The 20,449-nt window shown below is 63.2% G+C and carries 13 protein-coding genes; 11 read left to right on the forward strand and 2 right to left on the reverse strand.

The window, feature by feature from the left end; translation table 11 throughout:
• The first annotated feature begins 12 nt into the window (after window positions 1–12).
• From G5S42_RS20620 to G5S42_RS20640, 5 genes are read left to right on the forward strand one after another with little or no spacing between them, the layout of a single operon-like run.
• Window positions 13–8,103: an Ig-like domain-containing protein gene (locus tag G5S42_RS20620; protein ID WP_176108485.1), complete on the forward strand. Its 8,091-nt coding sequence runs from the start codon at window positions 13–15 to the stop codon at window positions 8,101–8,103.
• A complete protein-coding gene (locus tag G5S42_RS20625; RefSeq protein ID WP_176108486.1) occupies window positions 8,100–8,603 on the forward strand; it encodes a hypothetical protein in 504 nt (167 codons plus the stop codon). Before G5S42_RS20620 ends, G5S42_RS20625 begins: the two co-directional genes overlap by 4 nt.
• A 38-nt stretch (window positions 8,604–8,641) precedes the next feature.
• On the forward strand, window positions 8,642–9,424 hold the full coding sequence (locus G5S42_RS20630; RefSeq protein WP_176108487.1) for a LolA-like protein: 783 nt from the start codon (window positions 8,642–8,644) through the stop codon (window positions 9,422–9,424).
• 26 nt (window positions 9,425–9,450) lie between these two features.
• On the forward strand, window positions 9,451–10,293 hold the full coding sequence (locus G5S42_RS20635) for a LolA-like protein (RefSeq protein ID WP_176108488.1): 843 nt from the start codon (window positions 9,451–9,453) through the stop codon (window positions 10,291–10,293).
• A gap of 2 nt (window positions 10,294–10,295) precedes the next feature.
• Entirely contained in the window at window positions 10,296–11,930 is a 1,635-nt protein-coding gene (locus tag G5S42_RS20640) for a c-type cytochrome (protein ID WP_176108489.1), read from the forward strand.
• 39 nt (window positions 11,931–11,969) lie between these two features.
• On the opposite strand, the gene G5S42_RS20645 is transcribed toward G5S42_RS20640, so the two are convergent.
• Entirely contained in the window at window positions 11,970–12,578 is a 609-nt protein-coding gene (locus G5S42_RS20645; protein ID WP_176108490.1) for a lytic transglycosylase domain-containing protein, read from the reverse strand.
• Window positions 12,579–13,165: 587 nt separating this feature from the next.
• Here G5S42_RS20645 and G5S42_RS20650 point away from each other — a divergent pair.
• A complete protein-coding gene (locus tag G5S42_RS20650; protein ID WP_176108491.1) occupies window positions 13,166–13,954 on the forward strand; it encodes a response regulator in 789 nt (262 codons plus the stop codon).
• 33 nt (window positions 13,955–13,987) lie between these two features.
• Here G5S42_RS20650 and G5S42_RS20655 read toward each other — a convergent pair whose 3' ends face one another.
• A complete protein-coding gene (locus G5S42_RS20655) occupies window positions 13,988–15,139 on the reverse strand; it encodes a sensor histidine kinase (RefSeq protein ID WP_176108492.1) in 1,152 nt (383 codons plus the stop codon).
• 449 nt (window positions 15,140–15,588) lie between these two features.
• Here G5S42_RS20655 and G5S42_RS20660 point away from each other — a divergent pair, with 449 nt between their 5' ends.
• The 5 genes from G5S42_RS20660 to G5S42_RS20680 all read left to right on the forward strand — a co-directional run bounded on the left by G5S42_RS20660 (window position 15,589) and on the right by G5S42_RS20680 (window position 20,442).
• The gene (locus G5S42_RS20660) at window positions 15,589–16,146 is read left to right on the forward strand and encodes an SCO family protein (protein ID WP_376776952.1); all 558 of its coding nucleotides are present in this window, start codon (window positions 15,589–15,591) and stop codon (window positions 16,144–16,146) included.
• Window positions 16,147–16,174: 28 nt separating this feature from the next.
• On the forward strand, window positions 16,175–16,864 hold the full coding sequence (locus tag G5S42_RS20665) for a response regulator (RefSeq protein WP_176108494.1): 690 nt from the start codon (window positions 16,175–16,177) through the stop codon (window positions 16,862–16,864).
• Between the two features lie 169 nt (window positions 16,865–17,033).
• A complete protein-coding gene (gene gspG, locus G5S42_RS20670; protein WP_176110581.1) occupies window positions 17,034–17,483 on the forward strand; it encodes a type II secretion system major pseudopilin GspG in 450 nt (149 codons plus the stop codon).
• Between the two features lie 26 nt (window positions 17,484–17,509).
• The gene (locus G5S42_RS20675; protein WP_176108495.1) at window positions 17,510–18,709 is read left to right on the forward strand and encodes a type II secretion system F family protein; all 1,200 of its coding nucleotides are present in this window, start codon (window positions 17,510–17,512) and stop codon (window positions 18,707–18,709) included.
• A gap of 20 nt (window positions 18,710–18,729) precedes the next feature.
• The gene (locus G5S42_RS20680) at window positions 18,730–20,442 is read left to right on the forward strand and encodes a GspE/PulE family protein (RefSeq protein WP_176108496.1); all 1,713 of its coding nucleotides are present in this window, start codon (window positions 18,730–18,732) and stop codon (window positions 20,440–20,442) included.
• Window positions 20,443–20,449: the final 7 nt, after the last annotated feature.

Consider the following 20,449-nt stretch of genomic DNA (forward strand, 5'->3'; position numbering starts at 1 on the left):
GGGAGAAACGCGATGAGATCCACCCAGTTCAAAGGGACGCTCCTCGGTCTGATCAAGGCGGGCGTCGCCGCAACGATCCTGCTCACGGCGAGCGGCATGGCCTCGGCCACAAGTGTCAATCTGACGGCGCAGGCCTCGACGGTTGCACTCCCCGACGGACAGGTCGTGCCGATGTGGGGATACACCTGTTCAGCGCCGGCGACGGCGCCCGCTACCTGCGCGGCGACGAATCCTGGCGCGGGCGCGAACTGGTCGCCTGTCTTGATCACGGTACCGCCCGGCCCGCTGACCATCAATCTCAAGAACAGTCTGCCGGGCTCGATACCGACTTCGCTTGTCGTGGTCGGCCAACTCGGTGTCGGCCAAGGCACGACGGCGACGAGCACAACAAGCCCCGTGCATGCGACGCAAACCGCGACCACCTGGCCGATCGCCAGCAGCACGAGCGGCGCGACTTTCACGCCGCCCGCCCAGCCGCCGCGTGTGCAGTCGTTCGCGAACGAAGTGACGAATGGCCAGACGACCACCCTTGCCTGGAACAATCTCAACCCCGGCACTTACCTGATCGAGTCGGGCACGCATCCGTCCATTCAGGGGCCCATGGGCCTGTATGGCGTGCTGGTGGTCACAACGCCGGCCAACGGCACCACGCGCGCGCTGGCCTATCCGGGCGTCAGCTATGACGCGGACGTACCGCTCGTGCTGAGCGAAATCGATCCGGTGCAGAATGCCGCAGTGGCCTCGGCGGTGACGACATCCGGCTTCAGCGAAACCAGAGTCTGGTCCGGTCAGCCGGGCGGTTGCGGCAATCCGTCGTCGTCTACGTACGGCACCTGCTATCCGCCGGCGGTGAACTACGACCCGCGCTATTACCTGATCAACGGCATCGCGTTCGACCGCAACAACGCGGCCGGGTCGACCTTTGCGGCTGCCGCGCCGGCCTCGACGGGGCTCGTGCTGCTGCGCTTCGTCAATGCCGGGCTGCGCATGCACGTACCGTCCGTCGTGGGCGCGCAAACCGGCAATCCGCCGGTGTCCGGATTCTCGCTGCTGGCGGAAGACGGCAACGTTTTGCCGGGCAATCTGCGGGTTCAGTCGGAGGTGTTCCTCGCTGCCGGCAAAACCTATGACGTGCTGATGAATGCGCCTGCAACGGGCGCACTCGCGTTGCCTGTGTTCGATCGCGAGCTGAGCCTGTCCACCAATAATCAACGCGATGGCGGCATGCAGGGGTATATCAGCGTGAACGGTGGCGCAACGCCGGTGTCGACGGCTGCCAACACCGGCGCCGTAGCCAACCCGGACAAGTATTTCCTCGTGCCCGGCAACACGTTGAGCGTGATGGATCCCGCCCGCGGCGTGATCGCCAACGATGTGGGCGTCTCCGGCGTGCAGGTCAAGACCCCGCCGAAAGGCGGCGTGCTCACGCTGAATCAGAACGGCACCTTCACGTATGTGCCGAACAGCGGCACGACGTCGGACAGCTTCGTCTATCAGGCGAACGGCAATCCCGCGCTGACGGCCACTGTGACGCTGGCGCCATGCACGGCGAGTGCTCATTGCCTGTCCGGCGCACCCACCGCCCTAAACGACACGTACACCAGCAATGTCGCTTCGCTCCTGCACATCGGCGCTCCGGGCGTGCTCGCCAACGACACGGACCCGTCTGGCCTGCCGCTCACCGCGGTCCTGACGAGCACAGACCCGGGCGGCACCGTCACGCTGAACGCCGATGGTTCGTTCAACGCCGTCCCGTCGACGCCGCCGGTGGGCAACGCGACGGCCAAGGTCACGTTCCACTACAAGGCGGTCAATTCACAGAACACGGCTAGCGCAGCCGCAACGGTCACCGTGACGTTCAACGGCGGCAGCGGACTCGCCGTGGCGGTGAAGGACGCGCCGACCGGCACTGCGATCAAGGACTATCGCTGGATCATCGAGGAGGACCGCACGTTCCAGATCGACCCCGCCTGTCAGGTGAACGGCGCCGGGCGCCCGAGTACCTGCCCGCCGCTGCCTGTGCCGAGTCTCGGCACCAGTTTCCATACCAGCTATATGCCGGTCATCGCGTCGGGCTGCGTGGGAACCATAGCGTGCGAGTCGGGGCAGACGGTGTTTGATCCGACCACCAACACGCATGTGGCGGCCGTGTGCGACGTCGGCGATGGAGCATGCCGCACGACCGCCGCGCAACAGACTCCGGTCGATCCGTCGCAAGTGGCGCTTGATCCAACGAAGCACTATTACATTTCGATCCTGCCGGGCGACGCGGGCAACACGTTCGCGCAAGGCTCCGGCGCGCCGGTAGCAGGGACGAACGGTGCGCTACGGCAATTCGACATCTCGAAGGACTGCCCGTCCGGCCCGAGCGGCGCGGACTTCGCGCCCGGTACCGGCAAGTGTGGTCACGCGATGGGCGGCGCGCCGATCGCACCGGCACAAACGGCGGTGAACGTGCTGTTGCAACAGACCCCGCTGCAGACCGCGAAAATTTCCGTGTTCGTGTTTGAAGACGACGCGCCGGTCAACGGTGAAGTGGACGTGAGCGGCGGTACGGACGCTTTCGGCACGGCGCGCGAACCGGGCCTCGGCGGCTTCGAAGTCAAGCTCTTCGACGACGCGGGCGGCACCGGCGACGCGACCGGCCAGATGAGCTACGACATGTTCAACATGCCGCTGTCCAACTCGCTGGCGGGAATGAAGGACCCGGCCACCGGTCTCGACGCTTGCCCGATCTCGAAGACGACCCATGACGGCATCGTCGGCATGATTCCGACTTGCCCGAAATTCGAGTCTGACGGCAAGACGCTGTCGCCGCTGGTGGGCCAGGCGATCATCGCCAATCTGATGCCGGGGCGCTACGGTGTGGCCGCGTACCCCGCGGCCGACCGCATCGGACGCGGCGAAGAGTGGCTGCAGACCAACACGCTCGACGGCCAGAAAGCGCACGATGCGTTCATCAAGGTCGGCGGCCCGGCGTACTTCCAGGAATTCGGGCCGGCGGGTTTTCACGTGACGATCGGCTTTGCAAATCCGAAGATCATCAATGCGCGACTGCCTGCTCTTTGCAAAGGCGTGACCTGCAACAACGGCATCAAAGGCAAGATTACCAACCTGCACTACAGCCGGCCGCCTAACGAAAACCTCTATGGCGCCGGCTCGCGCGACTCGCTCAGTTTCACGCAGTGTTATGTGAGCGTCGGCGATCCGGACGGCGAGGATGTTGCGTTCACCAAGTGCGCGGCCGATGGCACGTTCAGCATAAGCGGCTTGCCCGACGGCACGTACAGAATCACGGTGTTCGATCAGTGGAACGATCAGATCGTCGACGGACTGGCGACGGCCGCAGCGGTGAAGGGCGGACAGACGGCGAACGTCGGCGAGCTGTCGGTGCTTCAATGGCACACCAATCTGTACACGCGAACCTACCTCGATACCACTGGCAATGGCGTGTCGGATGCCAGCAAGCCCGGTATCGCGCTCGTGCCAACCACGATCCGGTTCCGTGACGGCAGCTATTCGAACTTCAATACCACCGACCTGAACGGCTATGCGTCGTTCAACGAAGTATTCCCGCTGTTCAACTGGTACATCGCGGAGACCGATACGACGCGCTACAAGCAGACCGGCGTCCATGCGGTCTACGATGCGGGCGGTCCGCCGGATGGCACGCCCGGCGGCGGGACCTCGACCATTGCGGCTCACTACGCCAACACGAAGGAATCCGCGACGGCGCACCTGCCAACCAACCTGCGCTTTCCGGGATCGGTGTATTGCAACGACGCGGACTGCAGCGATCGCTCAGGCACCAATCCATCGACGGGACGGATCGATCCGCCGTGGGTGACGACCATGGGCTGGCAAGGCTTCTCCGGTCAGAGCTCGTTTCTCGAATTCGGCAAGACGCCGTTCGGCGCGACCGAAAACGGCGGCATTCGTGGCGAGGTGGTCTATGCGTCGACACGACCGTTCGACGACCCGGCCCAGCTCGTTCACACGAGCTGGACGCCGAACGTGCCGAACGTCACGGTGAACCTCTATCAGGAGACCATTGCCGCGGACGGCACCCAGAGCCTCGCGCTCGTGGATACGACGAAGACCAGCAGTTGGGACGACTGGGCGCAGGGCTTCCGCTCGGACGGCGTGCCGAACATGAACTGTCCGGGCCAGGAAACCACGGACCCGTTCTTCTTCACGCTGAAAAACTCGAAGCAGTGGCTCGATACCCAGCAGCGCGCGTTGCCGGCAAACTCTCAGTTCAAGTGCTATGACGGCATGCACGCGTTCAACCAGTTGCAGCCCGCGCCGTATGACGGGATGTACCAGTTCCCGAGCGTGACGGGCCGCAACCCGACCACCGGCAAGCCGACCGGCACGAACTGCTCGATCTGCGTGACGAATCCGTCCGGCGACGGCACGAAAATGCTGCCCGCAGGCAAGTACGTGGTCGAAGTCATCGTGCCGCCGGGTTATGAACTCGTGAAGGAGGAGGACAAGAACATCCTGATCGGCGATAACTACATCGCGCCGGTGACGCAACAGTTCGGCAGTCTCGGCAACATCTTCATCCTGCCCGACCAGGCGGCGGTGAATTCGAGCTACAACGCGAACAATGCGCAGAACCCGACCACGGATCTCGGTATGACGACTCGCAACGAAGAGGTTACGGGCATCATTCAACCGTCCTGGCCGTGCGTCGGTGCGCTGCGGATCGTGCCGGACTTCATCAGCCTGTTCCCCGGTTCGCAGGAAGTCGCACCGTTCGCGGGCGCGTCGCGGCACCTGTGCGACCGCAAGGAAGTCACGCTGACCAACCAGATGTCGGCGGTCGCGAAGTTCTGGATATTCAGCTCCACGCACGTCGCCGCTCACTTCACGGGCTTCATGCTGGATGACTTCTCGTCGGAGTTCGACCCGTACTCGCCGCAGTTCGGTGAAAAGTTCGCGGTGCCGAACGTGCCGGTTTCGCTGAAGGACTTCGCTGGCAATGAAGTGTCCCGTGTGTATGCGGATCAGTGGGGCATCTTCAACGGGCTGCAATATTCGACGTGGGAAGTGAATCCGCCGAACCCGACGGGTTACGCGCCGAACATGATGGTGGCCTGCATGAACGATCCCGACAAGCCCGATCCGGCGCACCCCGGCCAGACGATCCACGACTCGCTCTATAACCCGGCGTACAGCCAGTTCTGCTACGAGATTCCGTTCATGCCCGGCCAGACGCAGTACATGGATACCCCGGTCGTGCCGGTCCAGGCCTTCGCGGACGGCTACAACCAGCCTGACTGCGCGTATCCCGACGGAACTCCGGCCGTCTCGACGGTGACCGGCGACACGATCGGCGGCAGTGGGGCAGGTCCGTGGGTCAGTGCGGCCGGCCATACGCTGACGATAAAAGCGCTCGGCGATCAGACCGTAGTCAACCATGCCTATAGCGGGCCGGCTCAGACCAAGGCGCCGTTCAACCAGAAGTTCGTCACGCGTCACTATGGCTTCGGGGCCGCGCAGGGCACTGGCACGGTCACGATCGGCGGTGCCGCCGCGACGGTGACCTCGTGGAGCGACATGCAGATCACAGTGACGGTGCCTACGCTGAGCAAGACGCAGTCGAGCTGCACGATCCAGCAGATGGGCGTAACCACGGCGACGAGCTGCGGTGAACTGGTGATCACGGCCGGCAACGGCAAGAAGTCGATCGATACCGTCACGGTCACGATCGGCGGTAAGGCACCTACCTATGTGGCTGGCGAGAACGGCACGAGCAACGCCATCCAGACCGCCATCGACAAAGCAACCCCGGGCGACATGATCATCGTCGGCCCCGGCGTCTACAAGGAGATGCTGTTGATGTGGAAGCCGGTTCGTTTGCAAGGCGTCGGCGCGAGCTCCGTGACGGTCAACGCGAATCCCCACCCGTCCGGCAAGATGGACCCGTGGCGCAGACAGGTCGACTGCCTGTTCGGCGTGGCGCTCAACGGTGGCCTGATCAGCTCCACTAACTCGTACGACCCGACCGGCACGTACTCGTGCAGCAGCGCGATGCAACGGCAAGTGGATGCGATTCCGCTGGAACCGACGATAGGCTGGGACAACACACTCAACGGCAATCTCGGTGAACTGCTGATCGAACCCACGCTGATGGGTGCCTACGAAGGCGCCGCCATCACGGTGCTCGCCAAGGGCGTGGCCGACGTGAACGGGCAGGCAGACGCGAACTGCACGGCGAACGGCATCTGCACCCCGCTGACCAGCAGTAAAAAGGATTGCGCCCAGTACCCCAGCAACTTCCTGTGCAATCCGTCGCGGGTGGACGGCATGACCTTCACGAATAGTTCGCAAGGCGGCGGCGGGATCTTCCTGCACGGCTGGAACCACTACACGGAGGTGTCGAACAACCGCGTGTCGAGCAACGCCGGTACGCTCACGGGCGGCATCACGGTCGGCCAGGTCGAAGTGCCGGACGGCACGATCTCGGCGAACGGCGTCACGGAGCTGCCGTTCGGGTACAACACATTCGTGAACGTGCACCACAACGCGGTGACCTCGAATGCATCGTATGGCGATGAAATCAACTCGACGACGCCTTCGTCCGCGGCCGGCGTGACGTTCTGCTCGGGCGCCGACAACTATCACTTCAACTACAACTTTGTGTGCGGCAATATCAGCAGCGGCGACGGCGGCGGCATCGCTCACTTCGGGTTCAGCTACAACGGCGACATCTCGCACAACTGGGTGATCTTCAACCAGAGCAACAACCCGACGTTGCCGACGTACGGCGGCGGCATCATCGCCCAGGGCGTGCCGCCGGACGGCACCTTCTGTGAAAACTCGGCAGTCGACATCGACTGCGCGCCGCAGCTTTCCGATGGCGTCGGTCCGGGCCTCGTGATCGACGGCAACCTGATTGTCGGCAATACCGCGGAAAGCGGTAAAGGCGGCGGTCTGCGCTTGCAGAACATCAACGGCACGGACGTGCAGCGCAGTCCGAGTGACAGCAAATCGTGGAACGACGTTACCGTCATCAACAACATCATCGCGAACAACGTGGCGGGCTGGGCGGGCGGAGGCGTGTCGCTGCAGGACGCGGTGGCGGTGAGCTTCGTCAATAACACGGTGATTTCGAACGATTCGACTTCCACGGCCGGTGTGCTGTTCAACACGGCACTGGCTGCGCAGGCGAACGTCGGGCCGCCGAACTGCACGACGGTGGGCGCCGAAACGACCTGCAGCCCGATCACGACGTCGACGTTCCAGCCGGCGGGTCTCGAGGTCGCGCGGCATACGGCGAACTTCATCAGTGCGTTCGCGAATTCGAAGAAAAACCTGAAGTGTCCTGGCAACGTGTCGGACTGCCAGACGTTCTCCGACCCGGTGCTGACGAACAACGTGTTCTGGCAAAACCGCTCCTTCTATATCACCGTGGCCGGACTCGATCCGAACATTCAGGGCCGGCAGAACATGGTCACGCTGAACCCGACGCTGAACCAGGCGGGCCAGAAGACCGGGTATTGCGATCCGCATGCGATGTATTGGGACATCGGCGCGTATGGCGATGTGAAGCCCGCGACTCACGAGTCGGGGGTGACGCTGGCCCCGCAGTATTCGATCCTGACCGATGCCGTCGATTACCCGAACGCGCACAACATCGGCACGAATCCGGGCGTCGTCAGCCAGTACTGCAACGGCTCGCGTGTGCCGCCTGAAGCTGGCGGGATCGGCTTCGCGGTGCCTCCGGGGATTGCCGACACGGTGCTGCCGAATCCGCTCTTCAGCCTGCTGCCGTCGGCCACGCCGGATGAAGGCAACAACTGGATCAACATGTCGTATGGGCCGCTGTCGCTGTCCAACGCCACGATCCAGTCGGGCGCCGCCGGCTACGGCGTGCTGCTCGGCAACTATTCGATCCAGTCGAATTCGCCGGCCGTCAACGCAGCCACGGCGGCTGGTGCGCCGAACCACGACTTCTTCGGCACGGCGCGCCCGCAGGCCGGGGGGATCGATATCGGCGCGGTCGAGTTGCCGAGCAATGGTAAAAATGCCGGTCTCGCCGGGCTGGTGACAGGAAGCTTACTGCCGTTCGGTCCCGGGGGACTCTTGCCATGAAACACCCATCGTCTCCGGCGTGGCGAGCCGCGTTGGTTCTATCGGGTGTCTGTCTGGCCGCGGCCATGCTGGATGCAGCCGCGGCGCAGCAGAACCCGGCGGCGGCAGCGACTTCGCCAAAGGCGTCGCCGTATATGCCGGTGAAAGTGCCGCAGCACGCGCAGCAGCTGTATCAAATGATGCATGGCGTCGACAACCTGAGCGTGCGGCGCACCGCCTCCGGCAATCTGCTGCGCTTCAGCTATCGCGTCACCGACCCGGCGGTCGCGCAGTTGCTTGGCGACAAGAACTCGACGCCGTATCTGTATGGCGAGAGAAGTCATGCATTGCTCGAAGTGCCGGTGATGGACACGATCGGCCAGCTTCGGCAGACCGGTCCGCAGGAGGTCGGCCAGCAATACTGGGTGGTGTTCTCCAACAAAGGCAATCTGATCAGGGCAGGCGATCGCGTCAACGTGCTGATCGGCACGTTTCATATCGATGGACTGGTGGTCGAATGATCGCGCCAGCGATCCGCGAACAAAGGGAGGGGTGAGCCATGAAGCGGTTGTTTTCGACGACGGTTCCGATGGCGGCCTTACTGGCCGCGGCCCTGATGCCGGCCGCGGCGTCGGCGGCCGACCTGAGTGCGGCGCAGATCGTGGAGCGCAACGTCGCTGCGCGCGGCGGTCTGAAGGCGTGGCACGCCGTCAACACGATAACGATGACAGGACAGATCGACGTGGGCGGCACCAAACCAGTCAAGCTGCCGTTCACGATGACGATGAAGCGGCCGCACAAGAGCCGCTTTGAACTTCGTTTCGACAATCAGACCGCGTATCAGGTCTACGACGGTTCGCAAGGCTGGAAAGTCCGGCCGTTCCTCGGACGCAATGACGCCGAGCCTTATACGTCTGCCGAGGCGAAATCGGCCGCGAACACCGCCGATCTCGACGGCCCGCTGATCGACTACGCGAGCAAGGGCAGCCAGGTCGCGGTGCAGGGCATGGATACCGTGGAGGGCCACCGCGCCTACAGGCTCTTGCTGACGACGAAAGATCACACCGAGCGTCATGTGTGGATCGACGCGACGAACTTTCTCGAGCTGAAAATGGATGGCGACCCGCGCAAGCTCGACGGGCGCATGCACAACGTCGCCGTCTACTTCCGCGATTACCACGCGGAAAACGGCCTGGTCGTGCCGCATACGCTCGAGACAATAGTCGCGGGCGTGAAGCAGACCCATCAGATGACGATTCAGCACGTGACGGTGAATCAAGCCGCCGACGATTCGCTGTTCGCCAAGCCGCAACTGGCCATGGTCAAGGTGCCGGCTCGCTAGCGACGGCAGCACACCTGGAGAAGGTCATGAAACGGATTGCCTGGTGGTGGGTGCTTGTGGCGATCGCCGCCGCGTTCGTGCTGGCGCAAATGCCGGCCGCGAGGTCGGACGACCGCCTTGGCACGGAGGAAATCGTCGCGAGGAACGCCGAGGCTCGCGGCGGCGCAGATGCCTGGCGCAAGATCATGTCGATGGAGTGGGTCGGGCACGTGGACAGTCCGAATGCGCCCACGTCGAATCTGCCGTTCATGCTCACGTTGAAACGTCCCGACCTTACTCGCTTCGAGGTCACGGCGGCCAATCAGATGATCGTGCACGTATTCGACGGCAAGGAAGGCTGGAAAGTGCGCCCGTCGGGAAGCGCCGGTCCGGATGTGCGCCCCTATACGAGCGATGAAGTGAAGTTCGCGCGCGACGCGCAGGTCATCGACGGCCCGTTGCTCGATCACGCCGCGAAGGGCATCGACGTCGCACTCGAAGGCACCGACAAGATCGAAGGACGCGATACCTATCGTCTGTCGCTGCGCTTGCCCTCCGGTGCGACGCGCCACGTGTGGGTCGACGCGCAGAATTTCCTCGATGTGAAGTCCGACCGCGAGGCGCGCGGTCCTTCGGGCCAGCCCGCGATCGTCGAGGTGATGTATCGCGACTTCAGGGACGTGGATGGCGTGCGGATTCCGTTCGTCATCGAAAGCGGCCCGGTCGGGACGGATAGGAAAGACCGGCTGGTGATCGAGAAGGTCACGCTCAATCCGCCCCTCGACAGATTGACGTTCGCCAAACCTGTTTGGCAGGGGCGGCACGCTTCCGTCACCATCGGCGCCGATACCTCGCCGGCGAGCGGCTCGCCGGTCCGGCCGGTTCCTTAGTCATGCGCCGCGCCGGGTTCTTTGGGGTAGCGGCCGCGCTTGCCGCGCTGCTGCTGGCCGGCGTGCAACAAGCGCGCGGCGCGCCTCCCATCGATGCCGGCGAGTCGATCTACCAGCGCGGCATTGCCGGCTCCGGTGAAGCGGTTCAAGCGAGCCACGATGGCGGCGTGCGCATGCAAGGCGCCGCCGTCGCATGCATGAATTGCCACCGGCGCAGCGGGCTCGGCGCGCGCGAAGGCAACAGCACCATTCCACCGATCAGCGGGCAGTATCTGTTCCACCCGCGGGTTCAGAATCCCGAGGAGCTGGAGATACCCTACGTCGACGGCATGCGGGCCAATCGCGAGCCGTACACGGACGCGACGATCGCCCGTGCGATCCGCGAAGGCGTCGACTCCGAGGGCAAGCCACTCAGCAATCTGATGCCGCAGTTCGCGCTGAACGACGCGGACATGGCGGCGTTGATCGGCTATCTGAAGCGGCTCGACCGGCGCAGGGCGCCGGGCGTCACGGATACCGTGCTGCACTTCGCGACGATCATCACACCGGACGCGGATCCGGTGAAACGGCGCGGCATGCTCGACGTGCTGGAACACTATTTCGCCGACAAGAACGCTTCGCCGCTCGGCGCAACGCCGCCGCTGCGCACCTCGCGCAAGATGATGTTCATGGTCAACCGACGCTGGGAGTTGCATGTGTGGGAACTGCACGGCCCACCCGAGACCTGGCACGAGCAGTTGAAGGCGTATCTGACGCAGCAACCCGTATTTGCGGTGTTGTCGGGAATCGGCGGCAAGAACTGGGCGCCCGTTCACGACTTCTGCGAGCAGGAAGCGGTGCCGTGCCTCTTTCCCAACGTCGACGTGCCAGTCGAGACCGACCAGGACTTTTACTCGATGTATTTCTCGAAGGGCGTTCTGCTCGAGGCCGGGCTGATCGCGAAGCGTATTCTCGACGCGAATAGCGGCTCACCGGCTGGCATGGTGAAGACCGTACGCCAGGTTTATCGCGCGGGCGACAGTGGCGAGGCGGCGGCGCTTGCGCTCGCGAGCGCACTGAAGGACCACGGCGTGAGCGTATCGAGCCACAGGCTCGCGCCGGGCGATAGCGTTGCCGAAGCGCTTCGCGGTGCGCGTGGAACAGATGCGCTGGTGCTGTGGCTGCGGCCACCTGATATCGCGGCGGTCGCAGGCAAGCCGCCCGCTTCGACTCAGGTCTTCGTGTCGGGACTGATGGGTGGCCTCGACCGCATACCCTTGCCGCAAAGGTGGCGTGACGCCGCGCGTATCGCCTATCCGGTCGACCTGCCCGAGGGACGACGTGTGCGTGTCGATTACGCGTTCGGCTGGTTCGCGATCAGGCATATTCAGGTCGTCGACGAGCGCGTTCAGGCGGATACCTATCTCGCGTGCGGGCTGCTCGCCGAGACCCTCAGTCACATGGTCGATGCGTTCGTCAGAGACTACCTGGTAGAACGCGTCGATGACATGCTCGACCATCGGATCCTGACGGGCTACTATCCGCGCCTGACGCTCGCGCCGGGTCAGCGCTTTGCCTCGAAGGGCGGTTATCTCGTTCGCTTTGCGCAACCCGAGGACACGCGTGTCGTTGCCGATAGCGCGTGGATCGTGCCGTAGCAGCCGGGCAGGGCGGCATGACAGCGCCGCCGGCGCGCATCAGCCGCTGACCGTCAGCAGACGCCGGTAGCGGTCCAGCACGCGCGGCACGTACTGACGCGTCTCGGGGATCGAAGGGATGCGATAGCCGGCCCGAATCACGGCGTTCTCGCCCGCGTTGTACGCGGCCAGCGCAAGTTCCATGTCGTCCTGGAAGAGATCGAGCAGGAAGCGTAGATAGCGCGCGCCTGCCAGCACGTTGTCGCGCGGATTGAACATGTTGCCGCCCGAAAAGCGCCGCGCGGTGTCGGGCATCAACTGCATGAGACCTTGTGCACCTTTGTCCGATACGGCATTCGGGTTGTAGCGCGACTCAACGTCGATCACCGCGCGCAGCAGTTCGGGCGCCACGCGAAAGGTGCGGCTTGCTTCTTCGATCACGGCGCTGAATGTGCTGTTTGTACGTTTCGCACTTCGCTCGGGCGGCGGGTCTCCCGCGACGATCACGCGCAGTCCCGCCGTGCCCGGTGTGTTGGTCAGGACGATCGCACCTTGGCTGTCGACCGCGCCAAAGATGTCCGCATGCGCGAGCCCAGTTGATGTCATGCCGAGGGTCATCATGACCGCCCGAAGCGTACTCGCCGACAGCAAAGAAGAGCGCTTGCGCATGTTCGACATCCCTCCGCGTCGTCATTGTGAGTCGCGCAAAAGGACCTGAGCAATGGGGCACCCTCCTACTTTTGGAGGTGCGCCGAGTAGGGTATTTTCTGATTTGCAGAAATGTTACGTTTGTAACGAATCGTGAGATCCGCCTGGTTTGGCTACTGTTCGTCATTCGCTTCAAGGAAGGAAAATAGTTCCGATAGGGGCGGATGACGTAGTTTGTACTGCCTCGCATTCGCGAAACACAGGAAGGACGCACTTTATTCCCATTTTTACCAAAATCAGTTTTTCCGTCGAACGTATCAGTTTTGAAACGTTTTTCGCCGATTTAATTAATCAAACTAAAAGTCACGTCGTGCTTCCCGAATCTGGAAAAGGTCCTGGACCAGATGGCGCGAACCTTGCACAGCAAGGCCGAGCGGGCAATCGGATGTGGTCAAAAAATATGTTAAGTCAAGGTAAGGATAGGTTAATTTATTAGAAAGAAATATCCAATCAATTAGAAAGAAATATTTGAAAGAAGAAAATCGTCCTGCCACAGGCGCTTACGGTTGATCAATCAACCGTCCATGCTCTAACGAGGAGTGGGGATCGTGAATACCAAATATCGCGTCCTGGTCAGCGAGGATCATGATCTGCTGCGAAAAGGATTGTGCTCGATGCTGTCAGCACAAGGCGAATTTCCTGTTGTCGGAGAGGCGACGGACGGCAAGCAAGCCTGCCAGTTCGCCATGGCGCTCAATCCTGATCTGATCCTGATGGATCTGTCGATGCGCGGCATGAACGGCATCGACGCGAGCGCGGCGATCAAGCGCCGTTCGCCTCACGTGCGTATCCTGGCGCTCACCGTGCATCAAAACGAAGAGTACGTGCGTGAAGCGCTGCGTGCGGGCGTCGACGGTTATGTGCTGAAAGATGTTTCGTTCGACGAACTGATTGTTGCGATGCGCGCGGTGATGCAGGGAAAAAAGCATCTGAGCGCCGATGTGTACGGCTACATGGTCGACTCTTTCATTACCGGCCGCGAAGCAGTGGCGCCGAAGAACGCGTGGGACATTCTCACGGCGCGCGAGCGCAGTGTGCTGAAGCTGATTGCTGAAGGGCGTACCAACCGGCAGGTCGGAGAATATCTAAACCTCAGCCCGAAGACGATCGAGAAGTATCGGGCGAGCGTGATGCACAAGCTCGCCATCGAGAATCTGACGGAACTCGTGCTGGTCGCGATCAGCATGGGGCTGTTGACCTCGCTCGCGACCAAATGCGCGGAACGCGATTCCGACAAGCCAGTCCAGCCGCCGGTTGCGCATCCGGAGCCGCCAGCGGCCCCCGGCGATGTCGAGGAACTGCCAGCGTCGAGGCTCAGTGGACCAGCAGCCGGATGAGGGCAGCGCGCATGGGCGAGCCGGCGGTGTCCGTCAAAGCGTCCAACTCGCCGATACGAGTGTGCCGATGGCGTCGGAAGAGTGGATCGAGAGAAAGCCCCCCTGCGATTCGACACGGTGTTGCATGCCGGCGAGGCCGAGGCCCATCGAACCGATGTCTTCAGGTGACAGGGGGCGCGTATCGTAGCCGGTGCCGTTGTCCTGAACGGTGAGCAGCAGACCGGTGTCGATCCGTTGCAGGGTGAGCCGGATCTCGGTTGCCGCTGCGTGCTTGACGATGTTATTGAGCGCTTCCTGAGCGAGGCGGAAAATGTCCGCCTTCAGGTAGTCGGGCACATCGCGGTCGTCGACGTCGCAGCGGAAGTTCACCGCCAGGCCTTCGGCACTGCGCTCGACGCGCCGGCACAGCGTGCTCAACGCGACGGCGAGACCCAGCCGGTCGAGTGCTAGCGGACGAAGTTCGCCGCAAATCTGTCGCATCTCGCCGATCGCCTCGCGCACTTGCAGGACGGTGGCGTCGAGCTTTTGCGCGGCGTCTTCGGCTTGTCCGCGACGCAGGCGCATGCGCGAGTCCTCGACCATCAGCTTGATCAGCGTGAGCGCCTGGCCTAGACCGTCGTGCAGTTCGGCGGCGAGGCGTTGACGCTCGCGTTGCTGACCGATCATCAGATACTTCAGCCGATCGCGGGCCGCCGCTTTGGGGAGATGGACGCCAGGCGCAAGCGAGGCATCGGCTGCAAGGGGTTCCTCGAAGAGCATCAGTTGCGCGGCTTGCCCATCGGGCGGTTTCTGCTGCGCCTCGTCGGACGCGATCGGTTGGCGGTGCAGTAACAGCAAGGTGGGACGGCCATTGCGCAAGGTCAGCATCGTGGTGACCGGAGCAAACTCGTGAGCGGGATCGACCGATAGCTGGGCGGCGAGCGATGCGCGTTCGCCCTCGGGCGCCATGTCCAGCAGCGAGCGGCCGACGAGTTCGCCGTTCGCGTATCCGAGCAACGCTGCGGCGCTGCGGTTCACCGACAGGAACGCGCCATGCGCCGACAGGATCGCAAGCGCGGCGCCGCGCGCGTCAGTGACGTTGTCCAGTCGCGTTTCGTCGAGTCGCGCCGCGATCCCAAGCTTGCGCATCGCATCGACAAGGTCGCGCAACCTCAGTTGCCGTGCAGCGGGCGGAGGTGCCTGCATGGGATCTCCCCAGCGAGTTTGCTTAAGGAAACCTTAAGCATTGGTTATGAATTGTAGGTCCGCGCACGTCGCTCTGCCAACGGGACAACTACGCACGTCACGCGGGGGACACTCCGCTTTATGCGGGGTGGATGTTACCGCTGGTAGACGTACCCTACCGCGCTTTGGGGGACTTTATCCAATGACGTGCGCGGGCGATTTCATGAGACTGAATTGAACGGCCGGGTGCGTCGCTGTGCTTCTTGCATCGCGCCATTGCCGTCCCATTGTCTCAGGAGACCCCGATGAAGACGAACCGCACATGGATGATCGGCGCGCTCGTGCTGACCGGCGCAGGGCTGACAGGCGTCGGAGCCGTGGCCGCGACTGCCGAAGACGTCGCCGATGGCGCCGCGATCGAGGTGCAACATCATCAGGCGACGGACATGCAGCCGGCGCCTGCCGGGAAGATGGCCCATGAGATGGCCCACGACACCGCGATGCAAATGCATCATCACCATGACATGACCACGGGCACAGTGCGCTCGAGTGTGCAATACACACTGCCCGCGGTGACGCTGGTTCGCGACGACGGCAAAGCTGTTTCGCTCCTCGACGAGCTGAACGACGGCCGTCCGGTCATCCTGACGTTCATCTACACGAGTTGCACGACGATATGCCCAATGGTCAGTCAAACCTTCGAGGAATTGCAAGCGAGGCTCGGCGCCGACCGTGACAAGGTTCATCTCGTGTCGATCTCGATCGATCCCGAAGAGGACACGACAGCCCGCCTGAAGGCCTACGCCGCCCGCTTCGATGCCGGCCCCGAGTGGCAGCACTACACCGGCACCGTCGAGGCTAGTATCGCGGCTCAACGCGCGTTCAACGTCTATCGTGGCGACAAGATGAATCACACCGCCGTGGTCTTTTTCCGCGCGGCACCCGGCAAGCCGTGGCTGCGTCTGGACGGTCTCGCAACGCCGGCCGAACTGCTGAGTGCTTACCACGACGTCGTCGCCTCGAACTAGTCATGGGGGGCCGCCGGGAGCGAGCAAAGTGGCGACGACTTATCACGTACTGATCGCCGAGGATCAGCATCTGTTGCGCGGCGGTCTCCGTACGATGGTGTCCTCCCTGCCTGACTACACCGTCGCGGGCGAGGCGACCGACGGTATCAACGCGTGCAGTCTCGCCTGGGCCATCCGGCCCGATCTGATCCTGATGGATCTCTCGATGCCTGGCATGAGCGGCATCGAGGCCATTGCCGTGATCAAGTATCGGATACCGCAGGTGCGGATCATCGCGCTGACGATCCACAGCAGCGACGAGCACGTGCAGGAGGCGTTCGCGGCGGGCGCCGATGGCTACGTGATCAAGGACGCCTCGTTCGAAGAACTCGTCGGCGAAATGCGCCTCGTGATGGAGGGCAAACGCAACCCCGCGTTCGAACAGCATGCCGGGAACGGCGTATCGTGCGATCCGCTGCCAGGCGTTTCGCGCCATGCGCAGCTATGGCACACCTTGACCACTCGCGAACGCGCGGTGCTGAGGCTTGTCGCGGAAGGCTGCACCAATCGGCAGGTCGGCGAGTATCTGCAACTCAGCCCGAAGACCATCGAAAAGCACCGCGCGAGCCTGATGCGCAAGCTCGACGTGACGAACGTCACCGGCCTCGTGCTGATCGCGCTCGACATGGGTGTGCTGCCGTTGTCGAAACCGGCACGCGCGCTCGATCGCTTCCTGTGAACGACGCGGGAACTGGAGGGTCTTTACCCATCCCTTTGGTCTGGTCTCCCTACTTCTTGCCGGTGTCCACCTGAACAAGAATGGGCAAAACGGCTCTGGTGTCATCGGGCCGGTGGGTCGACAGAAAGGGGGCACCGTGCGCAACGAATCTTTCCCGATCAGGGCCGCCATGCGCAGCAGCGTGACGCTCCCTCTACGCATTGGCGATGCACGTCGGCGCAACGGCGGTTTCACGCTGCTCGAACTGCTCGTGGTCATGGTCATCATCGGCTTGCTCGCGGGGCTGGTCGCGCCGCGCTATTTCGAACAGGTTGGCAAGTCGAACACCAAGATCGCGCGGGCCCAGATCGACTCGTTGAGCAAGGCGCTCGATCAATACAGGCTCGACATGGGCGTCTATCCGACAACCGAGGAAGGCCTTCAGGCGCTGATGACCAAACCTCAGGACGCAACGAACTGGAGTGGCCCGTATCTGCAGAAAGCGGTGCCGCCGGATCCGTGGGGTCGCCCCTACCATTACCGCTCGCCCGGCGAGCATGGCGACTACGACCTGTACTCGCTCGGTAAGGACGGCAAGGTGGGCGGCACCGGTGAGAACACGAACGTCACGTCCTGGTAGTGCGGCTCTCAGCGAGGAGAATCGACGTGAAGTACCTGCTGCGCGGCTTCGATACCAGCGGTTCAGTGCAGACGCTTCGCGTCGACTGCGATTCGTCCGCAGCCGCGATAGCGCTCGCGCGCGCAAGGGGATTGCGCGTGGTGTCGGTACGCGCGCAAGCGCGAGGTCAGCGCCGGTCTGGCTGGGGCGCGATGCCGGGCGCGAAATTCAACGTCGAGCTGTTCGCGCGCGAACTCGCGGCATTGCTCGATGCCGGCGTCGGCGTTATCGACGCATTGCGCACGCTACGCGGCAATGAGCGCCGCGAGGCGTCGGCGGAGGTCTATGGCGATCTGCTGCGGCAGCTCGAAGAAGGGCACTCGCTGTCCGCGGCGCTCGAGCATGCAAGCCGCGTGTTTCCCCCTATCCTCGTGGCGTGCGTGAAAGCGAGTGAACAGACCGGCGGTCTTGCCGACAGTCTGACGCGCTATTCACGCAACAGTGCGCTGCTTCACGAACTGCGCGGCCGCGTGGTGTCGGCCGCGATCTATCCATCCGTGCTACTGCTCGTAGGCGCGGCCGTCGTGCTGTTTCTGCTGGGTTTCGTCGTGCCGCGCTTTGCGACCCTGCTCGAGCATAGCGGACGCGAGCTGCCGCTGCTCTCACAATTACTGATGGCCTGGGGCGGCATGGTGCATGCCCACGGAATGGCCATCACTGTGGGCCTCGCCGTGGTGGCGGTGACGGTCGGCGTCGCGCTGCGCCGGGTCGCGGCGCGCAACTGGATCGCGGATCGCCTGCTCGCATTGCCGGGTATTGGTCTGCACTTCCGGGTGTTTCGGCAGTCGCAGTTTTTTCGCACTACAGCGATGCTGGTCGAAGGCGGCATTCCCGCCACGCGTGCCTTCACACTCGCCAGTGGACTGGTGAGCCGGGCCGATCAGACGGCCGTGGAAAGTGCCATGCAGCAGGTACGCAATGGCGCGAGGATCTCCGACGCGTTCCAGCAAGCGGGTCTCGCCAACGCGATTACCTATCGCTTGCTGACCGTCGCTGAGAAGACCGGTGGCCTGGGTCCTGTTCTCGACAGAATCGCCGCATTCCAGGAAGCGCAAGTGTCGCGCACGATCGATCTGATTTCCCGACTGATCGAGCCGGCGATGATGATTTTCATCGGCGTGGTGATCGGAGGGATTGTCGTGTTGATGTACATGCCGATCTTTGAGATTGCGTCGAGCATCCAGTAGGCCGTGTCGAGGGGAAACGCATGGATACGATCAGCGAGGCACCACAATCTCAGGGCGTTGAATTGCGTGACGCGCTGCGCGCGCTCAGCGACAGGCACGGCTCGGGCATTCGCGCACTGGAAGAGTTGATGGTGCAGGCGTCGCTAAGCGCCGACGAAACGGTGGTTCGGCTCGCCGGGCAGTTCCGCATGAAGTCGATCGGCATGCAGGAATTGAACCGGCTGGAAGCGGATTTCGAGGTACTGCCGTTCGTCGAAGCCACCACCCGGCTGTGCGTGTGCTTTCGCGAGCCGGATCAGAACGGCGCGCTGCTGTTCGTGATCGCCGATCCGCTCGACGCCCGCACGCGCGGCGTGATGGAGCACCGGATGCGTGCGCGGCCCACTTCGCGGTATAGCTGGGCGCTGGCGAGCGTCGGCGACCTCACCGCGTGGCTCGCCATGCGCGAAAAAGACGTGCGCGCGATGGATTCGCTCGCCCTCGACGATGAGGTGCAGCACACCGCCGATCCCGCTTCGCTCGCGCTGACGTTGCAGGGCATCAGCAGCGACGACAGCGCCGTGGTGCGTCTGCTCAACTCCACCATCTACGACGCGTTGAAGATGATGGCGAGCGACATCCATCTCGAATGCCGTGCAAACGGGCTGAAGATCAAGTGCCGGGTGGATGGCGTGCTGACCGTGGTCGGCCGTGCCGAGGGACGCGATGTCGCGGACCAGGTGCTGTCGCGCGTGAAGGTCATCTCCGAACTCGACATCGCGGAGCGCCGCGTACCGCAGGACGGTCGTTTCAAGGCGGTGTACGCGGGCCGCGAAATCGACTTTCGCGTGTCGATCATGCCGAACCAGTTCGGCGAAGATGCGGTCCTGCGCATTCTCGACCGTTATCAGCTTTCGCAGGCGCCGGGCGGATTGACACTCGAAACACTGGGATTTCGTAGCGACGATACGCGCTTCATGCGCTCGGTGGCGTCCATGCCCTACGGAATGCTGCTGGTGACGGGGCCGACGGGCAGCGGCAAAACGACGACGTTGTACGCGATTCTCACCGAGATCAACGACGGCCTGGAAAAGATCGTCACGATCGAGGACCCAGTCGAATATCAACTGGGGGACATCCTGCAGATACCGGTGAATGAAGCGAAGGGACTGACGTTCGCCCGCGGACTGCGATCGATCCTGCGGCACGATCCGGACAAGATCATGGTCGGTGAAATCCGCGATCCTGAAACCGCGCAAATCGCCGTGCAGGCGGCGTTGACCGGACACCAGGTGTTCACGACGGTGCACGCGAACAACGTGTTCGACGTGATAGGCCGCTTCACGAACATGGACGTCGATCCGTACAGCTTCGTGTCGGCCCTGAATGGCGTGATTGCGCAGCGGCTGTTGCGCCAGTGCTGTGCCGACTGCGTGGTGGACGACACGGTCGATCGAGACACCTTGGCCCGTTCCGGCATCGATCCGGACAACGTGGGCAGCTACCGCTTTCGCCACGGCGCTGGCTGCGCGGCTTGCCGTGGCAGCGGCTATCGCGGGCGGCGCGCGGTCGCGGAAACGCTGCGCATGAACGACGAGTTGCGGCAATTGTTATCGGAGCGCGCGCCACTTGGGCACATCAAGGCAGCCGCACTGCGCTATGGGATGCAGACCATGCGCACGGCCGCGCTCTCGCTCGTGAAGCAGGGCGAAACCACACTCGAGGAGATCAACCGTGTCACCATGGTTGAATAGTCCGCTC

The sequence above is a fragment of the Paraburkholderia youngii genome, assembly GCF_013366925.1.
GTDB lineage: Bacteria > Pseudomonadota > Gammaproteobacteria > Burkholderiales > Burkholderiaceae > Paraburkholderia > Paraburkholderia youngii.

Coding starts and splice junctions, on each gene's coding strand:
- G5S42_RS20625 (WP_176108486.1), top strand. CDS start 8,100: ATGAAACACCCATCGTCTCCGGCGTGGCGAGCCGCGTTGGTTCTATCG.
- G5S42_RS20620 (WP_176108485.1), top strand. CDS start 13: ATGAGATCCACCCAGTTCAAAGGGACGCTCCTCGGTCTGATCAAGGCG.
- G5S42_RS20645 (WP_176108490.1), bottom strand. CDS start 12,578: ATGCGCAAGCGCTCTTCTTTGCTGTCGGCGAGTACGCTTCGGGCGGTC.
- G5S42_RS20635 (WP_176108488.1), top strand. CDS start 9,451: ATGAAACGGATTGCCTGGTGGTGGGTGCTTGTGGCGATCGCCGCCGCG.
- G5S42_RS20630 (WP_176108487.1), top strand. CDS start 8,642: ATGAAGCGGTTGTTTTCGACGACGGTTCCGATGGCGGCCTTACTGGCC.
- G5S42_RS20680 (WP_176108496.1), top strand. CDS start 18,730: ATGGATACGATCAGCGAGGCACCACAATCTCAGGGCGTTGAATTGCGT.
- G5S42_RS20655 (WP_176108492.1), bottom strand. CDS start 15,139: ATGCAGGCACCTCCGCCCGCTGCACGGCAACTGAGGTTGCGCGACCTT.
- G5S42_RS20640 (WP_176108489.1), top strand. CDS start 10,296: ATGCGCCGCGCCGGGTTCTTTGGGGTAGCGGCCGCGCTTGCCGCGCTG.
- G5S42_RS20660 (WP_376776952.1), top strand. CDS start 15,589: ATGGCCCATGAGATGGCCCACGACACCGCGATGCAAATGCATCATCAC.
- gspG (WP_176110581.1), top strand. CDS start 17,034: ATGCGCAGCAGCGTGACGCTCCCTCTACGCATTGGCGATGCACGTCGG.